At 71.9% G+C, this 16,185-nt stretch carries 13 protein-coding genes; 4 read left to right on the top strand and 9 right to left on the bottom strand.

Features of this window, described 5'->3' with window-relative positions:
* Nucleotides 1-35 precede the first annotated feature (35 nt).
* Together GFH48_RS25650 and GFH48_RS25645 are read right to left on the bottom strand one after the other, a co-directional pair.
* Nucleotides 36-899, bottom strand: coding sequence for an ABC transporter permease (locus GFH48_RS25650; protein WP_153290504.1), 864 nt, complete (start codon nt 897-899; stop codon nt 36-38).
* Entirely contained in the window at nt 896-3,550 is a 2,655-nt protein-coding gene (locus GFH48_RS25645) for an alpha/beta fold hydrolase (protein ID WP_153290503.1), read from the bottom strand. Before GFH48_RS25645 ends, GFH48_RS25650 begins: the two co-directional genes overlap by 4 nt.
* Before the next feature lie 116 nt (nt 3,551-3,666).
* On the opposite strand from GFH48_RS25645, the gene GFH48_RS25640 reads away from it, so the two are divergent.
* Nucleotides 3,667-4,077 carry a GNAT family N-acetyltransferase gene (locus tag GFH48_RS25640; RefSeq protein ID WP_153290502.1) on the top strand — a complete coding sequence of 137 codons (411 nt, stop codon included), beginning with the start codon at nt 3,667-3,669 and terminating at the stop codon, nt 4,075-4,077.
* Nucleotides 4,078-4,080: 3 nt separating this feature from the next.
* Here GFH48_RS25640 and GFH48_RS25635 read toward each other — a convergent pair whose 3' ends face one another.
* Entirely contained in the window at nt 4,081-5,490 is a 1,410-nt protein-coding gene (locus GFH48_RS25635) for an APC family permease (RefSeq protein WP_153290501.1), read from the bottom strand.
* A gap of 427 nt (nt 5,491-5,917) precedes the next feature.
* Here GFH48_RS25635 and GFH48_RS25630 point away from each other — a divergent pair, with 427 nt between their 5' ends.
* The gene (locus tag GFH48_RS25630) at nt 5,918-6,763 is read left to right on the top strand and encodes a hypothetical protein (RefSeq protein ID WP_153290500.1); all 846 of its coding nucleotides are present in this window, start codon (nt 5,918-5,920) and stop codon (nt 6,761-6,763) included.
* A 61-nt stretch (nt 6,764-6,824) separates the two neighbouring features.
* Here GFH48_RS25630 and mmsA read toward each other — a convergent pair whose 3' ends face one another.
* From mmsA to iolC, 5 genes are all read right to left on the bottom strand, one after another.
* Nucleotides 6,825-8,336: a CoA-acylating methylmalonate-semialdehyde dehydrogenase gene (gene mmsA, locus GFH48_RS25625; RefSeq protein WP_153290499.1), complete on the bottom strand. Its 1,512-nt coding sequence runs from the start codon at nt 8,334-8,336 to the stop codon at nt 6,825-6,827.
* A gap of 14 nt (nt 8,337-8,350) precedes the next feature.
* Nucleotides 8,351-10,264: a 3D-(3,5/4)-trihydroxycyclohexane-1,2-dione acylhydrolase (decyclizing) gene (gene iolD, locus GFH48_RS25620; RefSeq protein WP_153290498.1), complete on the bottom strand. Its 1,914-nt coding sequence runs from the start codon at nt 10,262-10,264 to the stop codon at nt 8,351-8,353.
* On the bottom strand, nt 10,261-11,085 hold the full coding sequence (gene iolB / locus GFH48_RS25615; protein ID WP_153290497.1) for a 5-deoxy-glucuronate isomerase: 825 nt from the start codon (nt 11,083-11,085) through the stop codon (nt 10,261-10,263). The genes iolD and iolB overlap by 4 nt, the downstream gene beginning before the upstream one ends.
* 7 nt (nt 11,086-11,092) lie before the next feature.
* A complete protein-coding gene (locus GFH48_RS25610) occupies nt 11,093-11,989 on the bottom strand; it encodes a Cgl0159 family (beta/alpha)8-fold protein (RefSeq protein ID WP_153293103.1) in 897 nt (298 codons plus the stop codon).
* A 296-nt stretch (nt 11,990-12,285) separates the two neighbouring features.
* Nucleotides 12,286-13,236, bottom strand: coding sequence for a 5-dehydro-2-deoxygluconokinase (gene iolC, locus GFH48_RS25605; protein ID WP_153290496.1), 951 nt, complete (start codon nt 13,234-13,236; stop codon nt 12,286-12,288).
* A 122-nt stretch (nt 13,237-13,358) separates the two neighbouring features.
* Here iolC and GFH48_RS25600 point away from each other — a divergent pair, with 122 nt between their 5' ends.
* Nucleotides 13,359-14,288 (top strand): sugar phosphate isomerase/epimerase family protein, encoded by a 930-nt coding sequence (locus GFH48_RS25600; protein WP_153290495.1) that lies wholly within the window; start codon nt 13,359-13,361, stop codon nt 14,286-14,288.
* 394 nt (nt 14,289-14,682) lie between these two features.
* On the top strand, nt 14,683-14,883 hold the full coding sequence (locus tag GFH48_RS25595; protein WP_153290494.1) for a helix-turn-helix transcriptional regulator: 201 nt from the start codon (nt 14,683-14,685) through the stop codon (nt 14,881-14,883).
* Nucleotides 14,884-15,117: 234 nt separating this feature from the next.
* Here GFH48_RS25595 and GFH48_RS25590 read toward each other — a convergent pair whose 3' ends face one another.
* Nucleotides 15,118-16,152 carry a zinc-dependent alcohol dehydrogenase family protein gene (locus GFH48_RS25590; RefSeq protein ID WP_153290493.1) on the bottom strand — a complete coding sequence of 345 codons (1,035 nt, stop codon included), beginning with the start codon at nt 16,150-16,152 and terminating at the stop codon, nt 15,118-15,120.
* Between the last annotated feature and the right edge of the window lie 33 nt (nt 16,153-16,185).

The following is a 16,185-nucleotide window of genomic DNA, read 5'->3' as shown; positions in this document are numbered from 1 at the left end:
CGGCCGTCGAGACCGGTAGGTGACGCTCCGGAGATCTACGACACGATGTCCTTGCGCCGGAAACCCCGGAAGGCCAGGGCGAACAGGACCAGCGCGTACGTTACCGAAATCGCCGTGCCCTTGATCATGCCCGCCCACACCAGTTGCGGCTGGACCGCGTCGGCCCACGCGAACTGCCAGTGCGCGGGCAGGAAGTCGCGCCAGTGGCCGAGAGCGGTGACGGCGTCCAGGACGTTGCCCACGATGGTCAGGCCGACCGCGCCGCCGACCGCTCCGAGGGGCGCGTCCGTCTTGGTCGACAGCCAGAACGCGAGGCCCGCCGTGACCAGTTGGGACACGAAGACGTACGCGATCACCACCAGGAGCCGCTGGGTCGCGGTGCCCGTGGAGAGCACGCCGCCGGTGGGGATCTCCAGCGGGCCCCAGCCGTAGGCCGCGGTGCCCACCGCCAGCGCGACGACCGGCAGCAGCACCATCGCGGCGAGGCTGAGGCCCAGCGCGACGGCGAGCTTGGACCACAGCAGCCGGGTGCGCGGCACCGGGGCCGCGAGCAGATAGCGCAGCGAGGACCAGCTGGCCTCGGAGGCGATGGTGTCCCCGCAGAACAGCGCGACCGGGATGACCAGCAGGAATCCGGCGGACACGAACAGGTTCACCGCGGCGAAGTTCGCGCCCGACGCCGTCGCCGTGTCCATCAGCGTGACCTGCCCGTTGCGCGAGCCGGGTTGGCCACCGATGGCGAACGCGACGACGAGCACGAAGGGCAGCACCGCCAGGATCGCCCCCATGACGAGGGTGCGGCGGCGCTTGAGCTGGCGCAGCAGTTCGACGCGCAGGGGCAGCGTGTGCCGTGGACGGTAGCCGTCCGCCGTCTCGGCCCGCTCGGCGAGCGTGCTCATGCGGCACCTCCGATCAGGGTGAGGAAGGCATCTTCCAGGCGTCGGTGCGGGCCCACCGAAGCCACCGGCACTTCGAGCCGTACGAGTTCCACGACCAGGCGTTCCGCGCTGCCGTCCGCGTCGAGGCGGACCAGCAGTCCGCCCTCGGCGGCGGCCGCCGAGGCCACGCCCGGCAGGGCGCCGATCTTCTCGACGACCGGCCCGTCCACGGGGGAGGCCGTGCCGACGAGGAGGGTGTCGCCGGAGCCGATGATCTCGCCGACCTCGCCCGCCTGCACCAGCCGTCCGCGGTCCATGACCACCAGGTGGGTGCAGGACTGCTCGACCTCCGCCAGCAGGTGGCTGGAGACGATGACGGTGCGGCCCGCCGCGGCGTAGCGGATCATCACCTCGCGCATCTCGCGGATCTGGGGCGGGTCGAGGCCGTTGGTCGGTTCGTCGAGGATCAGGAGGTCCGGCAGGCCGAGCATGGCCTGGGCGATGGCGAGGCGCTGGCGCATGCCCTGGGAGTAGGTGCGGACCGCGCGGGCCAGCGCGTCGCCCAGGCCCGCGATCTCCAGCGCCTCCGCCAGGTGCGCGTCCCCGGCCGGACGGCCTGTCGCCCGCCAGTACAGCTCCAGGTTCTCGCGGCCCGAGAGGTGCGGCAGAAAGCCGGCTCCCTCGACGAAGGCGCCGACCCGCGAGAGCACCGGCGCGCCGGGCCGGATCGCGTGCCCGAAGACGCGGATCTCGCCGCCGTCGGGCTTGATCAGGCCCATGAGCATGCGCAGGGTCGTCGTCTTGCCGGCGCCGTTCGGCCCCAGGAGTCCCAGGACCTGGCCTCTTTCGACGCGGAACGACAGCTCGCGCACCGCGTACCGGTCCGCGGACTTCGCGTACCGCTTGCTCAGGTCGGTGATCTGGAGCGGGACTTCGGCGAGTGCCGGGTCGGGTACCCCCGGCGTCATACGGCGGCGGCCGGTCAGCAGGAGCGCCAGGGCGACCAGCGCTCCGGTCAGGGGCAGCCACCACACCCAGGAGGGCAGGGGCGCGGCGGCGGTCCGCGCACCGGGGGCCGTGGGGACCTCCAGGTCGCTCCGGAGGGAGACGGTGTACGTCGCCGGGGCGGCCGGTGAGGCGTAGCCGAGGTCGGTCGAGGCGAGGACCAGCCGCAGCCGGTGCCCCTTCTGGATCTCGTGGTCGATCGCGGGCAGGACGATCGTGACGTCCTTGCCCGCCTTGGCCCCCGTCACCCGCAGCGGGGCCACCAGCTGTGCGGGCAGCACCGGCTGGGCGCCGCCCGGGCCGACGTCGTACACCTTCCCGAAGAGGACCGCGTCGTCGGTGCTCGACGTGACGTGGACCTTCACGGTCGGCGATCCCGTGACGCGCAGGCCGGCGCGGACGGGCGCGGAGTCGAAGCGCGCGTACTGGCCGGGGAAGTCGAGCGAGACGCCGACGCCGAGGGAGGAGAGCTGGGAGAGGCCGCCTGCGCCGCCGAGTCCGGGGAGGGCGGAGATCGCGGGCGGACTCGCGCCCGCCGGGTTCTGGAAGCTCCGCTCCCGGCCGGTGCCGAGCGGGACCGCGTGCCCGGTGCTCTCCAGGCCGGGGTACGTGTCGCCGCTCGCGCCCTTGAGCTGGACGGCGCCGTCGGTGGAGTCGATGCCCCCGGTGCGGGTGACGCGGAACGCGGGCCCGGTGTCGGCGTTCCCGTCGTCCTTCAGATAGCGGTCGAACCAGGAACCGACGCGGGCCTCGACCCGGTCGGTCTCCATGTCCCCGCCGTCGTGTCCGCCCGCGATCCAGTCGACGTCCACGGGCGCGCCGTTGGCCCGGATCGCCTTGGCCATGGCGTCGGCCTGGCCGAGCGGGAAGAGGGAGTCGGTCTGCCCCTGCGTGATCAGCGTGGGCACCTTGATGCGGTCGGCGACGGCGGACGGGGAGCGGGACGACAGCAGTGCCCGGGCCTCGGCGTCGGGCTTGCCGGCCTCCGCGACCCGGTTGTACATCGCGCACAGCCGCGGCTCGAAGTGGGAGCAGCCGCCGCCGGAGTTGATGAAGATTCCGGCCCAGAGCTTCTTGAAGACGCCGTTCGGGAAAAGGGCGTCCGCCAGGTTCCAGTAGGTGATCGAGGGGGCGATCGCGTCCACCCGCGGGTCGTGCCCGGCGGCCAGCAGTGAGACCGCCCCGCCGTACGAGGCGCCGGTGACGCCGACCCGCGGGTCGCCCGCCTTGTCGAGCCGGACCTCCGGGCGGGTGGCGAGCCAGTCGATGAGCTTCGAGACGTCGGCGACCTCGCCGTCGGGGTCGTTCAGTCCGATCCTGCCGCTGGATCGGCCGAAGCCGCGCGCCGACCAGGTGAGCACCGCGTACCCGTCACGGGCGAGCTTCTCGGCCTCCTGCCGCACGTCGTCCTTGCTGCCGCCGAAGCCGTGTCCGATCAGCACGGCGGGGCGGCGGCCGGAGCCCGCGGTGAAGTACGAGGTGTCGATGCGCACCCCGCCGCCCATGGCCATGACGCGGTCGGCGCGGTGGACGGCCGGCCCGTCGTCCGAGGCCACAGCCGTCCACGTACCGGCGCCGGCGAGCACGACGACGGCGGCCGCCGCGGTCGTCCACCGGCGCCGCTTCCGCGGTGCGGGCCCGCGCAGTCGGGGCAGTCGAAGATCCATGCGTCAACGGTACGGGCCGCCGCCGGCAACCGATGCCGCCGCCGGTCGGAACCCTCGCCCCTCCTGCGGGAGTAGACGTCGGCTTCGGCGTACCGCGCCCGTGGTACGAACGCCCCATGGAGATTCGCCGCGCCACCTCCATCGCCGAACTCGTAGCGGCCGAGCACCTCTTCGACCACGCCGTTCGCCCCGAGTGGGCCCTGCGTTTCCTGGACTCCCCGGGCCACCACCTGTTCCTGGCCCACGAGGGCGGCGGTCCGGTCGGATTCGTCAGCGGTGTCGAGACCGTCCACCCCGACAAGGGCGCGGAGATGTTCCTGTACGAGCTGGCGGTCGACGGGCCCTTCCGGCGTCGCGGCACCGGCCGGGCGCTGGTCCTGGCGCTCGCCGCGCTCGCCCGCGAACGCGGCTGCTACGGCATGTGGGTCGGTGTGGACACCGGGAACGACGTCGCCCTCGCCGTGTACCGCGGTGCGGGGGGCGAGGACGACGGGACGTGCACGGTGGTGACGTGGGACTTCACCTGAGGGTCAGGTCCGCTGGTCCTCGGGGATCGACACCAGCCAGCGGGTCTCGCGGCGCGGTCGCAGGTAGAAGGCCCAGTAGAGGGTGGCGACGGCCGTGATGCCGCCGGTCCACAGGAGGTAGACCGTCTCCTGCCGGCTGAGGATGTAGGCGAGGACGGCGATCAGCAGGAGCGGCACCGCGGGCCACAGCGGCATGCGCCAGGCGGGGGTGTGGGCGTGGCTGCCGCGCCGGGCGAGAAGCGCGGCGACCGCGACGAGCAGGTACATGGCCGTCACGGACACGCCCGTGACGCCGTACAGCGTGTCCAGGTTGACGAAGCAGAGGGCGGCGCCCGGGACGCCCACGAGGAGGGTGGCGACCCACGGGGAGCCGAAGCGGCCGAGCCGGGAGAGGCCCTTGTTGACCGGTCCGGGCCAGGCCTTGTCACGGGCCGAGGCGAACAGCACCCGGGAGTTCTGGATGACCATGACGATGCCCGCGTTGATGATCGCGAGGGCGACGCAGAGGCTGACGAAGGTGCCGACGGCGGAGTTGGACCAGGCGGTGACCATGGTGCTGATGTCGCCGCCGGTGAGGGCCGAGAGGTCCGGGGCGCCCATGGTGATCGCGACGACCGGGACCAGGATGATCACGGACGAGATGGCAAGGGTGGCCAGCACCGTGCGGGCGACGTTGCGGCGGGGGTTCTCCAGTTCCTCGGAGAGGTAGACCGCGGTCGAGAAGCCCTGGGTGATGAAGAGGGCGATGGCGAGTCCGGAGACCACCAGCATGGCCGTCACGGTGTCCGTGTGGCCGCCGGAACCCGTGACCTGCATCGAGACCAGGCTGTCGGCGCCGCGCCGGCTGTGGGCGAAGCCCAGGACGGCCACCACGGCCGCCGCGATGACCTCCAGGACCAGGAAGACACCGGTGATCCAGGCGTTGGCCCGCAGGTCGAGCAGGCCCGCGAGGGTGGCCAGGAGCATCACGCCCGCACCGGCCAGCGACGGGTCGAGGTGCACGATCGGCGCCAGGTAGTCCGCGGTGCCCATCGCGATCACCGGCGGCACGATCACGACGACGAGCAGGGAGAGCACGAAGACCAGCCAGCCCGCGAGCCGGCCCGCCAGCGTGGAGACCATGGCGTACTCACCGCCCGCGCTGGGGATGAGGGTGCCCAGCTCCGAGTAGCAGAACGCCACGGCGATACAGAGCAGCGAGCCGATCGCGATGGTGAGCGCGGTCGCGGTGCCGAGCGACGAGAACAGGTCGGGCACGACCACGAAGAGCGTGGAGGCGGGGGTCACGCACGAGAGCGTGAGCAGGGTTCCTCCGACGATGCCGATCGAGCGCTTGAGCTTCTGGGGGCTGTCGGACGCCGTGGAGGCGGTGTCCGGGGCAGCGGTCTCGACAGGGCGGAGCGTGTCGGTCATGGAGCGGTTCCGATCGACTCGTGCGTCAGGTGGTTCGGGCGGGAGCGCTATCGCCTCCGGCGGCTCGTCTCGTACATCTCGTCGTCCGCTCCCGCGTTGATGGAACCTTGACGGAAACCGTTGCGTCAATGGCCGTTCACCTGCGGAATCCGCAGTAGCGGAGCGCCACGCACCACATCGCTTTCCCAGGCCTTGACGCCTTCCCGTTGCAATCATCAATAACTATCGGAATGTGACCTTGTTTTCAAAGGTCATGCCGCTGACTTGCCTGCGGTACCCGTTTCATCACCGCATGGCGAGAACCGCAGTCGAGGCAGTGAAATTGACCAGGATTGGTCCGCGCTCCTGGCTTCTCCGGAGCGCGACGCTGTCGGAGCCTGCCCTTAGAGTCCTTGATCACAGAGGAAGTACGACAGGGGTGGGGAACATGGGGTACACGCGAGGCGTCGTCTGGGCCGGGGTGGCCGCGGTGGCGCTGGCCGGGACGGCCGGATGCGGTGCGGAGACGGCGAAGAGGACGGCCGAGGCGGTCGGCCACGCCGACGCGATCATGGCGGCGCTGGGGCGGGCGACGGACCGGACGGACGCCCTGGGCTCGGCCGAGGTCAAAATGACCACCGCGATGAAGGGCGGCGCCCCCATAGCCATGGAGGGCACCTACTCCTGGGGCGACGGCTTCGCGTACGACGTCGAGATGGACACCAAGGCCGCCAAGATGGAGACGCTGACGCACTCCCCGACGATCCACACGCTCCTGGTGGACGGCGCCTACTACTACGACACCGAGCCGCAGTCCTCCGGCCCGCTCAAGGGCAAGGAGTGGATGAAGGTCGACGGGTCGGCCGTGTTCGGTGAGAAGGGCGCCCAGGCGCTGACCGGAAGCTCGGGCGCCGGCAGCCCCGCGGCCAGCATGCGGGGCCTGAAGTACGCGAGCGACGTCAAGAGCCTCGGCAAGGAGACCGTCGACGGGAAGAGCGCGACCCACTACTGGGCCGTGATCGACAAGAACCACATGGGCAAGGCGAAGGACGCCCTCGCGTCCGAGGACGACACCCTCTTCAACTCGGCGACCGGCGGCGCCGACACGATCACCATGGACGTCTGGGTCGGCGCCAAGGACCTGCCGGTGCGCCTGAAGGAGGTCATCGGTGCCATGACGGTCACCATGGACTTCGAGAAGTTCGGTGCCACCGCCCATGTGAAGGCCCCGCCGGCGGCGCAGGTCGGCGACGTCACCGACCTGATGAAGAAGGCCGTCGCCCAGCAGCAGTAGCCCCGGACACGACGGTGCCCCGCCCCGCCGGAGAACGGGCGGGGCGGGGCACCGGGGTGGCTCAGTGGTTGCGCGGGAAACCCAGGTCGACGCCGGAGGGCGCCTCCGACGGGTCCGGCCAGCGGGTCGTGACGACCTTGCCGCGGGTGTAGAAGTGCGTGCCGTCGTTGCCGTAGATGTGGTGGTCCCCGAAGAGGGAGTCCTTCCAGCCGCCGAAGGAGTGGTAGCCGACGGGCACCGGGATCGGCACGTTCACGCCGACCATGCCCGCCTCGATCTCCAGCTGGAAGCGGCGGGCCGCCCCGCCGTCCCGGGTGAAGATCGCGGTGCCGTTGCCGAAGGGCGAGGCGTTGATGAGGGCGACACCCTCCTCGTACGACTCCACGCGCAGCACGCACAGCACCGGGCCGAAGATCTCGTCCCGGTACGCGTCCGCCGTCGTGGGCACCTTGTCGAGCAGCGAGAGGCCGATCCAGTGGCCGTCCTCGTGACCCTCCACGGTGTAGCCGGTGCCGTCGAGGACGACCTCGGAGCCCTGCGCGGCCGCGCCGTGGACGTAGGACGCCACCTTGTCGCGGTGCGCCGCCGTGATCAGCGGACCCATCTCGGAGGCCGGGTCGTTGCCGGGACCGATCTTGATCTTCTCGGCGCGCTCACGGATCTTCGCCACCAGTTCGTCGCCGATCGCGCCCACCGCGACGACCGCGGAGATCGCCATGCAGCGCTCACCGGCCGAGCCGTACGCGGCCGAGACCGCGGCGTCGGCGGCCGCGTCCAGGTCGGCGTCCGGCAGGACCAGCATGTGGTTCTTGGCGCCGCCCAGGGCCTGGACGCGCTTGTGGTGCGCGGCGGCGGTGGTGTGGATGTAGCGGGCGATCGGCGTCGAACCGACGAAGGACACGGCGGCGACGTCCGGGTGCTCCAGGAGCCGGTCCACGGCCACCTTGTCACCGTGCACGACGTTGAAGACACCGTCGGGCAGGCCGGCCTCGGCCAGCAGCTCGGCGAGCTTCATGGCGGCCGACGGGTCCTTCTCCGACGGCTTCAGCACGAAGGTGTTGCCGCACGCGATGGCGATCGGGAACATCCACATCGGCACCATGGCCGGGAAGTTGAACGGCGTGATGCCCGCGACGACGCCCAGCGGCTGCCGGATCGAGGCCACGTCGACCCGGGAGGCGACCTCCGTCGACAGCTCGCCCTTCAGCTGCACGGTGATCCCGCACGCCAGATCGACGATCTCCAGGCCGCGCGCGACCTCACCGAGCGCGTCCGAGTGCACCTTTCCGTGCTCGGCGGTGATCAGCTCGGCGATCGCGTCCCGGTTGGCGTCCAGCAGTGCCCGGAACTTGAAGAGGATCGTGGTCCGCTTCGCCAGCGAGGACTGGCCCCAGGTCGCGTAGGCGTCCTTCGCCGCGGCGACCGCGGCGTCCACCTCTTCCACGGTCGCGAAGGCGACCCGCGTCGTCACGGCGCCGGTCGCCGGGTCGGTGACCGGCCCGTACGTACCCGACTCGCCCGCGGCGTTTCCGACGGGCTTGCCACCGATCCAGTGGTCGACGGTCTTCGTCATGGCCAAGAACTCCTTCACAGATGGCGGCGTCGGGCGGCGACGTGCCGGTCGTACTCCTCACGTGCCTTGACCGCCGACGTTCGGGTCGCGGTCTCGGCCACGGGTACATCCCACCAGGCTTGGGCCGGGGGCGCGCCCGACACTGTGTCTGCCGTTCTGGTCTCCACGTAGACACAAGTGGGAGTGTCCGCGTCCCGCGCCTCGGCCAGAGCCGAGCGCAGGTCACGGACGGTCTTCGCACGCAGCACACGCATGCCGAGGCTGGCCGCGTTGGCGGCGAGATCGACGGGCAGCGGGGCTCCCGTGTACGTGCCGTCCTCGGAGCGGAAGCGGTACGCGGTGCCGTACCGCTCGCCGCCCACGGACTCGGAGAGGCCGCCGATCGAGGCGTAGCCGTGGTTCTGCAGGATGAGGACCTTGATCGCGACGCCCTCCTGCACGGCGGTGACGATCTCGGTCGGCATCATCAGATACGTGCCGTCGCCGACCAGCGCCCACACGGGCCGGTCCGGCGCCGCCAGCCGGACGCCGATCGCGGCCGGGATCTCGTAGCCCATGCACGAGTAGCCGTACTCGACGTGGTACTGGTCGCGCGACCGTGCCCGCCACAGTTTGTGCAGGTCACCGGGGAGCGAACCGGCCGCGTTGATCAGGATGTCGTCGTCGGTGACCAGTTCGTCGAGGACGCCGAGGACCTGCGGCTGGGTGGGCCGCAGGTCGATGTCCTCGGCCTCGAACGCCGCGTCGACCCGGTACTCCCACCGCTCCTTGTCGTCCGTGTACTCCGTGACGTACCCGGCCTCGGCACGGTGCTCGTGCAGCAGCAGCGCCTCGGTGAGGGCGACGAGCCCGGCCCGCGCGTCGGCGACCAGCGGTGTCCCGGAGAGCTTGTGGCCGTCGTAGGGCGCGATGTTGAGGTTCAGGAAGCGGACGCCCGGGGCGGTGAAGAGGGTGCCGGAGGCGGTGGTGAAGTCGGTGTAGCGGGTGCCGACGCCGATCACCAGGTCAGCCGTGCGCGCGAGCTCGTCGGCGGTCGCGGTGCCCGTGTGGCCGATGCCGCCCACGTCCTGCGGGTGGTCCCAGCGCAGCGACCCCTTGCCCGCCTGTGTGGAGGCGACCGGAATACGGGTGGCCGCGGCGAATTCCGCGAGCGCCTCCTCGGCACGGCTGTGGTGCACACCGCCGCCCGCGACGATCAGCGGGCGCCGGGCCCCGCGGACCGCCGCGACGGCGGCGGCCAGCTCGACCGCGTCGGCCGCCGGGCGGCGCACGGTCCAGGTCCGCTCCGCGAAGAACTCCACCGGCCAGTCGTACGCCTCCGCCTGCACGTCCTGCGGCAGCGCCAGGGTGACGGCGCCGGTCTCCACCGGGTCGCTGAGCACCCGCATCGCCTGCAGGGCGGCCGGGATCAGGGCCTCGGGGCGGGTCACCCGGTCGAAGTACCTCGACACCGGGCGCAGGCAGTCGTTGACCGACACATCGCCCGCGTACGGGAGTTCGAGCTGCTGGAGCACCGGGTCCGCGGGGCGGGTCGCGAAGGTGTCACCGGGCAGGAGGAGCACCGGGAGGTGGTTGATCGTCGCGAGCGCGGCGCCCGTGACGAGATTGGTCGCGCCGGGACCGATGGACGTGGTCACGGCGTGCGCCGACAGCCGGTTGCTCTGCCGCGCGTAGCCGACCGCCGCGTGGACCATGGACTGCTCGTTGCGGCCCTGGAGGTACGGCATCTCGTCGGGGTACTCGACGAGCGCCTGGCCGATCCCGGCGACGTTGCCGTGGCCGAAGATCCCCCAGGTGGCGGCGATCAGCCGCTGCCGCTCGCCGTCCCGCTCGGTGTACTGCGCGGCCAGGAACCTCACCAGCGCCTGCGCGACCGTCAGCCTGGTCGTCGTCGGCGCCTCTGACACCTTCGTCGTCGGATCCGTCATCGGTAGCCCTCTGTGCTTTCTGCGTGTCCCGGGTGGAAGCAGATCCGCCACTCCCGCTCCTCGCCCGGTCCGGCCATCACGTTCAGGTAGTACATCGCGTGGCCGGGCTGGGCGATGGACGGACCGTGCCACCCGTCGGGGACGAGCACGGCATCGCCGGTGCGGACCTCGGCGAGGACGTCGGTTCCGCCCTCACGCGAAGGAAATACGCGCTGATAGCCGAATCCGTTCGGGCCGTCGATCTCGAAGTAGTAGATCTCCTCGAGCTCGCTCTCCTCGCCCGGCCGGTACTCGTCGTGCTTGTGCGGCGGATACGAGGACCAGTGGCCGCCGGGGGTGACGACCTCGACGGCGATGAGCTTGTCGCAGTCGAAGGCGTCGGCAGAGGCGAAGTTGCGCACCTGGCGGGCGCAACTGCCGCTGCCGCGGTCTTCGACGGGAACCTCCGGCGCGGGGCCGTAGCGGGCGGGGAGTCGGCGCTCGCACTTCGCTCCTGCCAGGGCGAAGCGGCCTCCCGCGCCGGAGGCGATCTGTGCCCGGGCGTCTCGGGGCACGTACGCGAAGTCGGTTACCCCCGCGAACACGCTTTCCCGACCCAGGATTTGGAACTCTTCGTCCTCTGTGCGCACCGTACAGGCGCCGCTCAGCGGAAGCACGATCCACTCGCTGTCACCGGTGCCGAAGGTGTGGGTGCCACCCGGCTCCAGCTCCACCACGCGCAGACTGCTGTGCGTCCAGCCGGCCCGCTCGGGGCCGATGTCGACGGCGTACGGCCCTCCGGCGGCGGCACCCCTGGGGACGTACAGGTCGTTGCTCGTCATCCGATCCTCACAACAGTCCTACGGCGGTGTCCACCGCGGCGGTCACATCGCCGTCGGCCGGGTACAGCAGCGAGCGGCCGACGACCAGGCCCTGCACGGTGGGGAGCTGGAGCGCGCCGCGCCACTTCTCGTACGCGCCCTCCTGGTCCTCGCCGACATCGCCGCCGAGCAGCACGGCGGGCAGGGTGGAGGTCTCCATGACCCGGGCCATGTCGTCCGGGTTGTCGGTGACGGGGACCTTCAGCCAGGTGTACGCCGAGCTGCCGCCCAGGCCACTGGCGATGGCGATGGACTTGATCACGGCGTCGGCGCTCAGATCGTTGACGAGCCGGCCGTCCGCACGGCGACGGGAAAGGAACGGTTCCACGAAGACCGGGAGTTGACGTTCCGCCATCTCGTCTATCGCGCGGGCGGTGGACTCCAGGGTGCGCAGCGAGCCCGGGTCGTCGTAGTCGATGCGCAGCAGCAGCTTGCCCGCGTCGAAACCGAACCGTTCGATGTCCCGCGGGCGGTGGCCGGTGAAGCGGTCGTCCAGCTCGAAGGAGGCGCCCGCCAGACCGCCGCGGTTCATCGAACCGAGGACCACCTTGTGGTCCAGGGCACCGAGCAGCAGCAGGTCGTCGAGGATGTCCGCGGTGGCGAGCACTCCGTCGACGCCGGGGCGCGAGAGGGCGAGGCAGAGCCGCTCCAGCAGGTCGGCGCGGCTCGCCATGGCGAACTTGCGGTCGCCGACGGCGAGCGCCCCGCGGGCCGGGTGGTCCGCGGCGACGATCATGAGCCGGCCGGTGTCGTCGAGGAGGGGCCGGCGCGGGCGGCGCGCGGCGGCCTCCGCGACGGCCTCCGGGTGACGGGCACGCAGCTGGACGAGCGCGGCGACGTCGACGTGCGGGGGGCCCGTGCGCAGAGCGCCCGCGACGTCGGCGTGACCGGCGCGTGGGCCCGGGCCCACGGGCTGGGTGCGACCGAGGGACTGGGTGTGGCTGACGGGCTGGGTGTGGCTGTCACGCTCGGTGGGTGCGGCGGGTGTGTTCGGTGTGTCGGGCGTGTCGTGCGCGCCGCGCCCGGTGCCGCCGTCCTGGCCGTCATGTCCGTCACGGCCGGTGTCTCCGTCACGACCGTCACGACCGTCATGGCCGTCACGGCTGCCCTGATGCCCGTGCGCCGAGGGATCGCCGCCCTCGTGTCCCACGCGTCCCGCCCTCATCGGACCGCTCCCGCCGCGAGCGCGCCCTCGACCTCGTCGGGGGTCGGCATCGCGGAGGAACACTCCAGCCGGGACGCGACGATGGCGCCCGCGGCGTTCGCGTGCCGCATGATCCGCTCCAGATCCCAGCCGGACAGCAGGCCGTGGCAGAGGGAGCCGCCGAAGGCGTCGCCGGCACCGAGACCGTTGAGGACCGTCACCGGGAGGGGCGGGACCTCGGCGGACGTGCCGTCGCGGTGGACGGCCAGGACGCCCTTGGGGCCCTGCTTGACCACGGCGAGTTCGACACCGGCGTCGAGAAGGGCGCGGGCGGCCGCGTGCGGTTCGCGCTCGCCGGTGGCGATCTCGACCTCGTCGAGGTTGCCGACGGCCACGGTGGTGTGGCGCAGGGCCTCCGCGTAGAAGGGCCGGGCGGAGTCCGGGTCCTTCCAGAACATGGGACGCCAGTCGAGGTCGAAGACCGTCGTACCGGACCTGGCGCGGTGGGCGAGCGCGGCGAGCGTCGCCGTGCGGCTGGGCTCCTCGCTCAGGCCGGTTCCCGTCATCCAGAAGATGCGCGCCTCGCGGACGGCGCCCAGGTCGAGGTCGTGCGCGTCGATCTCCAGGTCCGGGGCCTTGGGCTGCCGGTAGAAGTACAGGGGGAAGTCGTCGGGCGGGAAGACCTCGCAGAACGTGACCGGTGTCGGCAGGCCGGCGACCGGGGTGACCCAGCGGTCGTCGACGCCGAAGTCGCGCAGCGCCTCGTGGAGGTACGTGCCGAAGGGATCGTCGCCCGTGCGCGTGATCACCGCCGTGTTCCGGCCCAGCCGGGCCGCCGCCACCGCGACGTTCGTCGCCGATCCGCCGAGGAACTTCCCGAAGGACGACACCCTCGCCAGCGAGACCCCCGTCTGCAACGGATACAGGTCCACGCCGATCCGTCCCATGGTGATCAGGTCGTACGCCATCGAGTTCCCTTCGCTTCGGCTTCCCCAAGGTCTAGCCCCGCGCGGGACGCCCTGTCAACGGTTTGTCCAGACATTCGGACCAGGCCTTGACACCTCACCGGGGCCGTCGGAAGCTGACGCCCATGACGTCGTTGTCACCGCAGACATCACCCCAGTCCTCACTGTCCCGCATCCGGATCGGTTCGGCTCCGGACTCCTGGGGCGTGTGGTTCCCCGACGACCCGCAACAGGTCCCCTGGCAGCGCTTCCTCGACGAGGTCTCGCAGTCCGGTTACGAGTGGATCGAGCTGGGTCCGTACGGCTATCTGCCGACCGATCCGGCCGTCCTCCGCGAGGAGACCACGCGGCGCGGGCTCACCGTGTCGGCCGGCACCGTCTTCACCGGGCTGCACCGGGGACCGGAGGTGTGGGACGCCACCTGGGCGCACGTCTCCGACATCGCGGCGCTCACCCAGGCGATGGGCGCCGAGCACCTCGTCGTGATCCCGGCCTTCTGGCGGGACGACAAGACGGGCGAGGTGCTGGAGGACAGCACCCTCACCCCCGCGCAGTGGCGTGATCTGACCTCCCAGACCGAGCGGCTCGCCCACGAGGTGCGCGAGCGCTACGGGCTGCGGATCGTCGTCCACCCGCATGCCGACACACACATCGACAGCGAGGAGAACGTCACCCGTTTCCTCGACTCGACCGACTCCTCGCTGGTGTCGCTGTGCCTCGACACCGGGCACTACGCCTACTGCGGCGGCGACAGCGTCAAGCTGATCGAGACGTACGGGGAGCGCATCGGGTACCTGCACCTCAAGCAGGTGGACCCGTCGATCCTCGCCGAGGTGCGGGCGAACGAGGTGCCGTTCGGGCCCGCCGTCGGCCGCGGCGTGATGTGCGAGCCGCCGTCCGGCGTACCAGCGCTGGAGCCGGTGCTCGCCGCCGCGCAGAAGCTCGACGTCGACCTCTTCGCGATCGTCGAGCAGGACATGTACCCGTGCCCGCCGGACAAGCCGCTGCCGATCGCCCAGCGGACCCGGGCGTTCCTCCGCTCCTGCGGGGCCTGACGGCCCGCGGGGCCCCGCGGAGCCCGTGAAGGACCCGGCGGGAACCCGCGGAACCCGCAGAACCCGCAGGGACCTCGCGGGGCTCGCGGACCGGGCCGGGAGGCGGGGATCAGGCGGTGGCGTGTGTGCGGGCCGGGGCGGCGAGTGACCCCGCGCCCGCCCGCACACACGCGACGCTCCCTCCCATTGCGTCACCTGTGTCACAAATGCCACCTTCCTGTCACACATGTCCCGTGTACGCGGGTCTTGCGTCACACCCGGTCGACAAGCACTGCCCTGCGCTCACGCCGCGTCGTTCACCGGGCACAGGCTTTGTGATCACCAGCGCAGCGCCCGGCTCCCCCGACGGCCACCCCCCGGCCGCCGCCGTGGCGCGCGCAGGGAGGTGCCACTCATGACCGACCGAAGGCTCTGGTCGTACAAGGAGATCGCGGCGCACATCAAGGTGCAGCCGGACACCGTGCGGTCGTATCGCAAGCACGGGTTACTGCCCCCTCCTGACCACGTGGAGAGCGGCAAGCCCTACTGGTACCCGGACACCGTCCGCGCCTGGGTCGCCTCCCGCCCCGGAAACCGCGGCCGCAGATCCGACTGACCCCACCCGCCGGCCCGCGGCCCCCGCCCACGGCCCTTTCCCTGCCCCTGCCCCCGTCCCCGTCCCGTCCCGTCCACGGTCTCCGTCCCGTCCGCCGTCACCGTCCTGTCCCGTCCCGCCCGGGTGCCACCGGATGGGGCGGGACACGCGAACCCCGGCCCTCTCCCCCGCTCCGCGCGGGCCCGGATCCCGCCGAGCGGGCCGTGCACCGCGGTCACCCCGCGACGGATCCGCTCAGGTCCACGGCTCGATGACCGTCACCCCGGTCCCGGGCGCCGTCCCCATCGCGGCGAGGGCGGCCGGCGCCCGGTCCAGCGCCACGGTGGAGGTGACCAGGAGGTCGGGCCGGAGGACACCCGCGCGCACCAGCTCCAGCATCCGCGGGTAGGCGTGCGCCTGCATGCCATGGCTGCCCAGCAGTTCGAGTTCGAGGCCGATCACCCGGGCCATCGGAACGACGGGGGCTTCGGGCAGCAGGCCGACCTGGACGTGACGCCCCCGGCGGCGCAGGCCGTTCACCGAGGCGGCGCAGGTGACCGGGGAGCCCAGCGCGTCCAGGGAGAGGTGGGCGCCGCCACCGGTCAGCTCGCGCACCGCCGCCGCCGTGTCCTCGGCGCGCGCGGCGTCCACGGTCTCCACCGCACCGAAGGTCCGCGCCAGTTCCAGGGCCCGCGGCGAGAGGTCGACGGCCACGACCCTCGCCCCGGCCGCCGCGGCGATCATCACCGCCGAGAGGCCCACGCCTCCGCATCCGTGCACCGCGACCCACTCCCCCGCGGCCACCCGGCCCCGCGCGACCACCGCGCGGAACGCCGTGGCGAACCGGCAGCCCAGCGACGCCGCCGTCGAGAAGGTCATCCCGTCCGGCACCGCGACCAGGTTCACATCGGCGTGCTCCAGCGCCACGTACTGCGCGAAGGAGCCCCAGTGCGTGAATCCCGGCTGGGTCTGCCGCTCGCACACCTGTTGGTCCCCCGCCGCGCAGGAGGGACAGCTCCCGCAGGCGCAGACGAACGGGACGGTGACCCGGTCGCCGGCGCGCCAGCCCGCCACCCGCGTGCCCACGGCCTCGACGACTCCGGCGAGTTCGTGGCCCGGTACATGGGGGAGGGTGATGTCCGGGTCGTGCCCCATCCATCCGTGCCAGTCGCTGCGGCACAGTCCGGTGGCCTCGACCCGCACCACCACTCCGTGGTCGGCGGGCGTCGGGTCCGCCACCTCACGGACCCCGGCCGGCTCTCCGTACCGCTCGAACACCACTGCCCGCATCCGCCCCACCCTCCGCCCGGAGATCACCGTCCG

The organism is Streptomyces fagopyri (assembly GCF_009498275.1).
Classification (GTDB): Bacteria; Actinomycetota; Actinomycetes; order Streptomycetales; family Streptomycetaceae; genus Streptomyces; species Streptomyces fagopyri.
Note: the sequence above shows the minus strand (reverse complement) of the source record. Positions and strands in the feature narration are given on the sequence as shown.

Bases quoted from the DNA above. Each gene is read 5' to 3' on its own strand.
- iolB (WP_153290497.1), bottom strand. From the start codon at position 11,085: ATGACGAGCAACGACCTGTACGTCCCCAGGGGTGCCGCCGCCGGAGGG.
- GFH48_RS25595 (WP_153290494.1), top strand. From the start codon at position 14,683: ATGACCGACCGAAGGCTCTGGTCGTACAAGGAGATCGCGGCGCACATC.
- GFH48_RS25590 (WP_153290493.1), bottom strand. From the start codon at position 16,152: ATGCGGGCAGTGGTGTTCGAGCGGTACGGAGAGCCGGCCGGGGTCCGT.
- GFH48_RS25635 (WP_153290501.1), bottom strand. From the start codon at position 5,490: ATGACCGACACGCTCCGCCCTGTCGAGACCGCTGCCCCGGACACCGCC.
- GFH48_RS25645 (WP_153290503.1), bottom strand. From the start codon at position 3,550: ATGGATCTTCGACTGCCCCGACTGCGCGGGCCCGCACCGCGGAAGCGG.
- GFH48_RS25650 (WP_153290504.1), bottom strand. From the start codon at position 899: ATGAGCACGCTCGCCGAGCGGGCCGAGACGGCGGACGGCTACCGTCCA.
- iolD (WP_153290498.1), bottom strand. From the start codon at position 10,264: ATGACGGATCCGACGACGAAGGTGTCAGAGGCGCCGACGACGACCAGG.
- GFH48_RS25630 (WP_153290500.1), top strand. From the start codon at position 5,918: ATGGGGTACACGCGAGGCGTCGTCTGGGCCGGGGTGGCCGCGGTGGCG.
- GFH48_RS25600 (WP_153290495.1), top strand. From the start codon at position 13,359: ATGACGTCGTTGTCACCGCAGACATCACCCCAGTCCTCACTGTCCCGC.
- iolC (WP_153290496.1), bottom strand. From the start codon at position 13,236: ATGGCGTACGACCTGATCACCATGGGACGGATCGGCGTGGACCTGTAT.
- mmsA (WP_153290499.1), bottom strand. From the start codon at position 8,336: ATGACGAAGACCGTCGACCACTGGATCGGTGGCAAGCCCGTCGGAAAC.
- GFH48_RS25640 (WP_153290502.1), top strand. From the start codon at position 3,667: ATGGAGATTCGCCGCGCCACCTCCATCGCCGAACTCGTAGCGGCCGAG.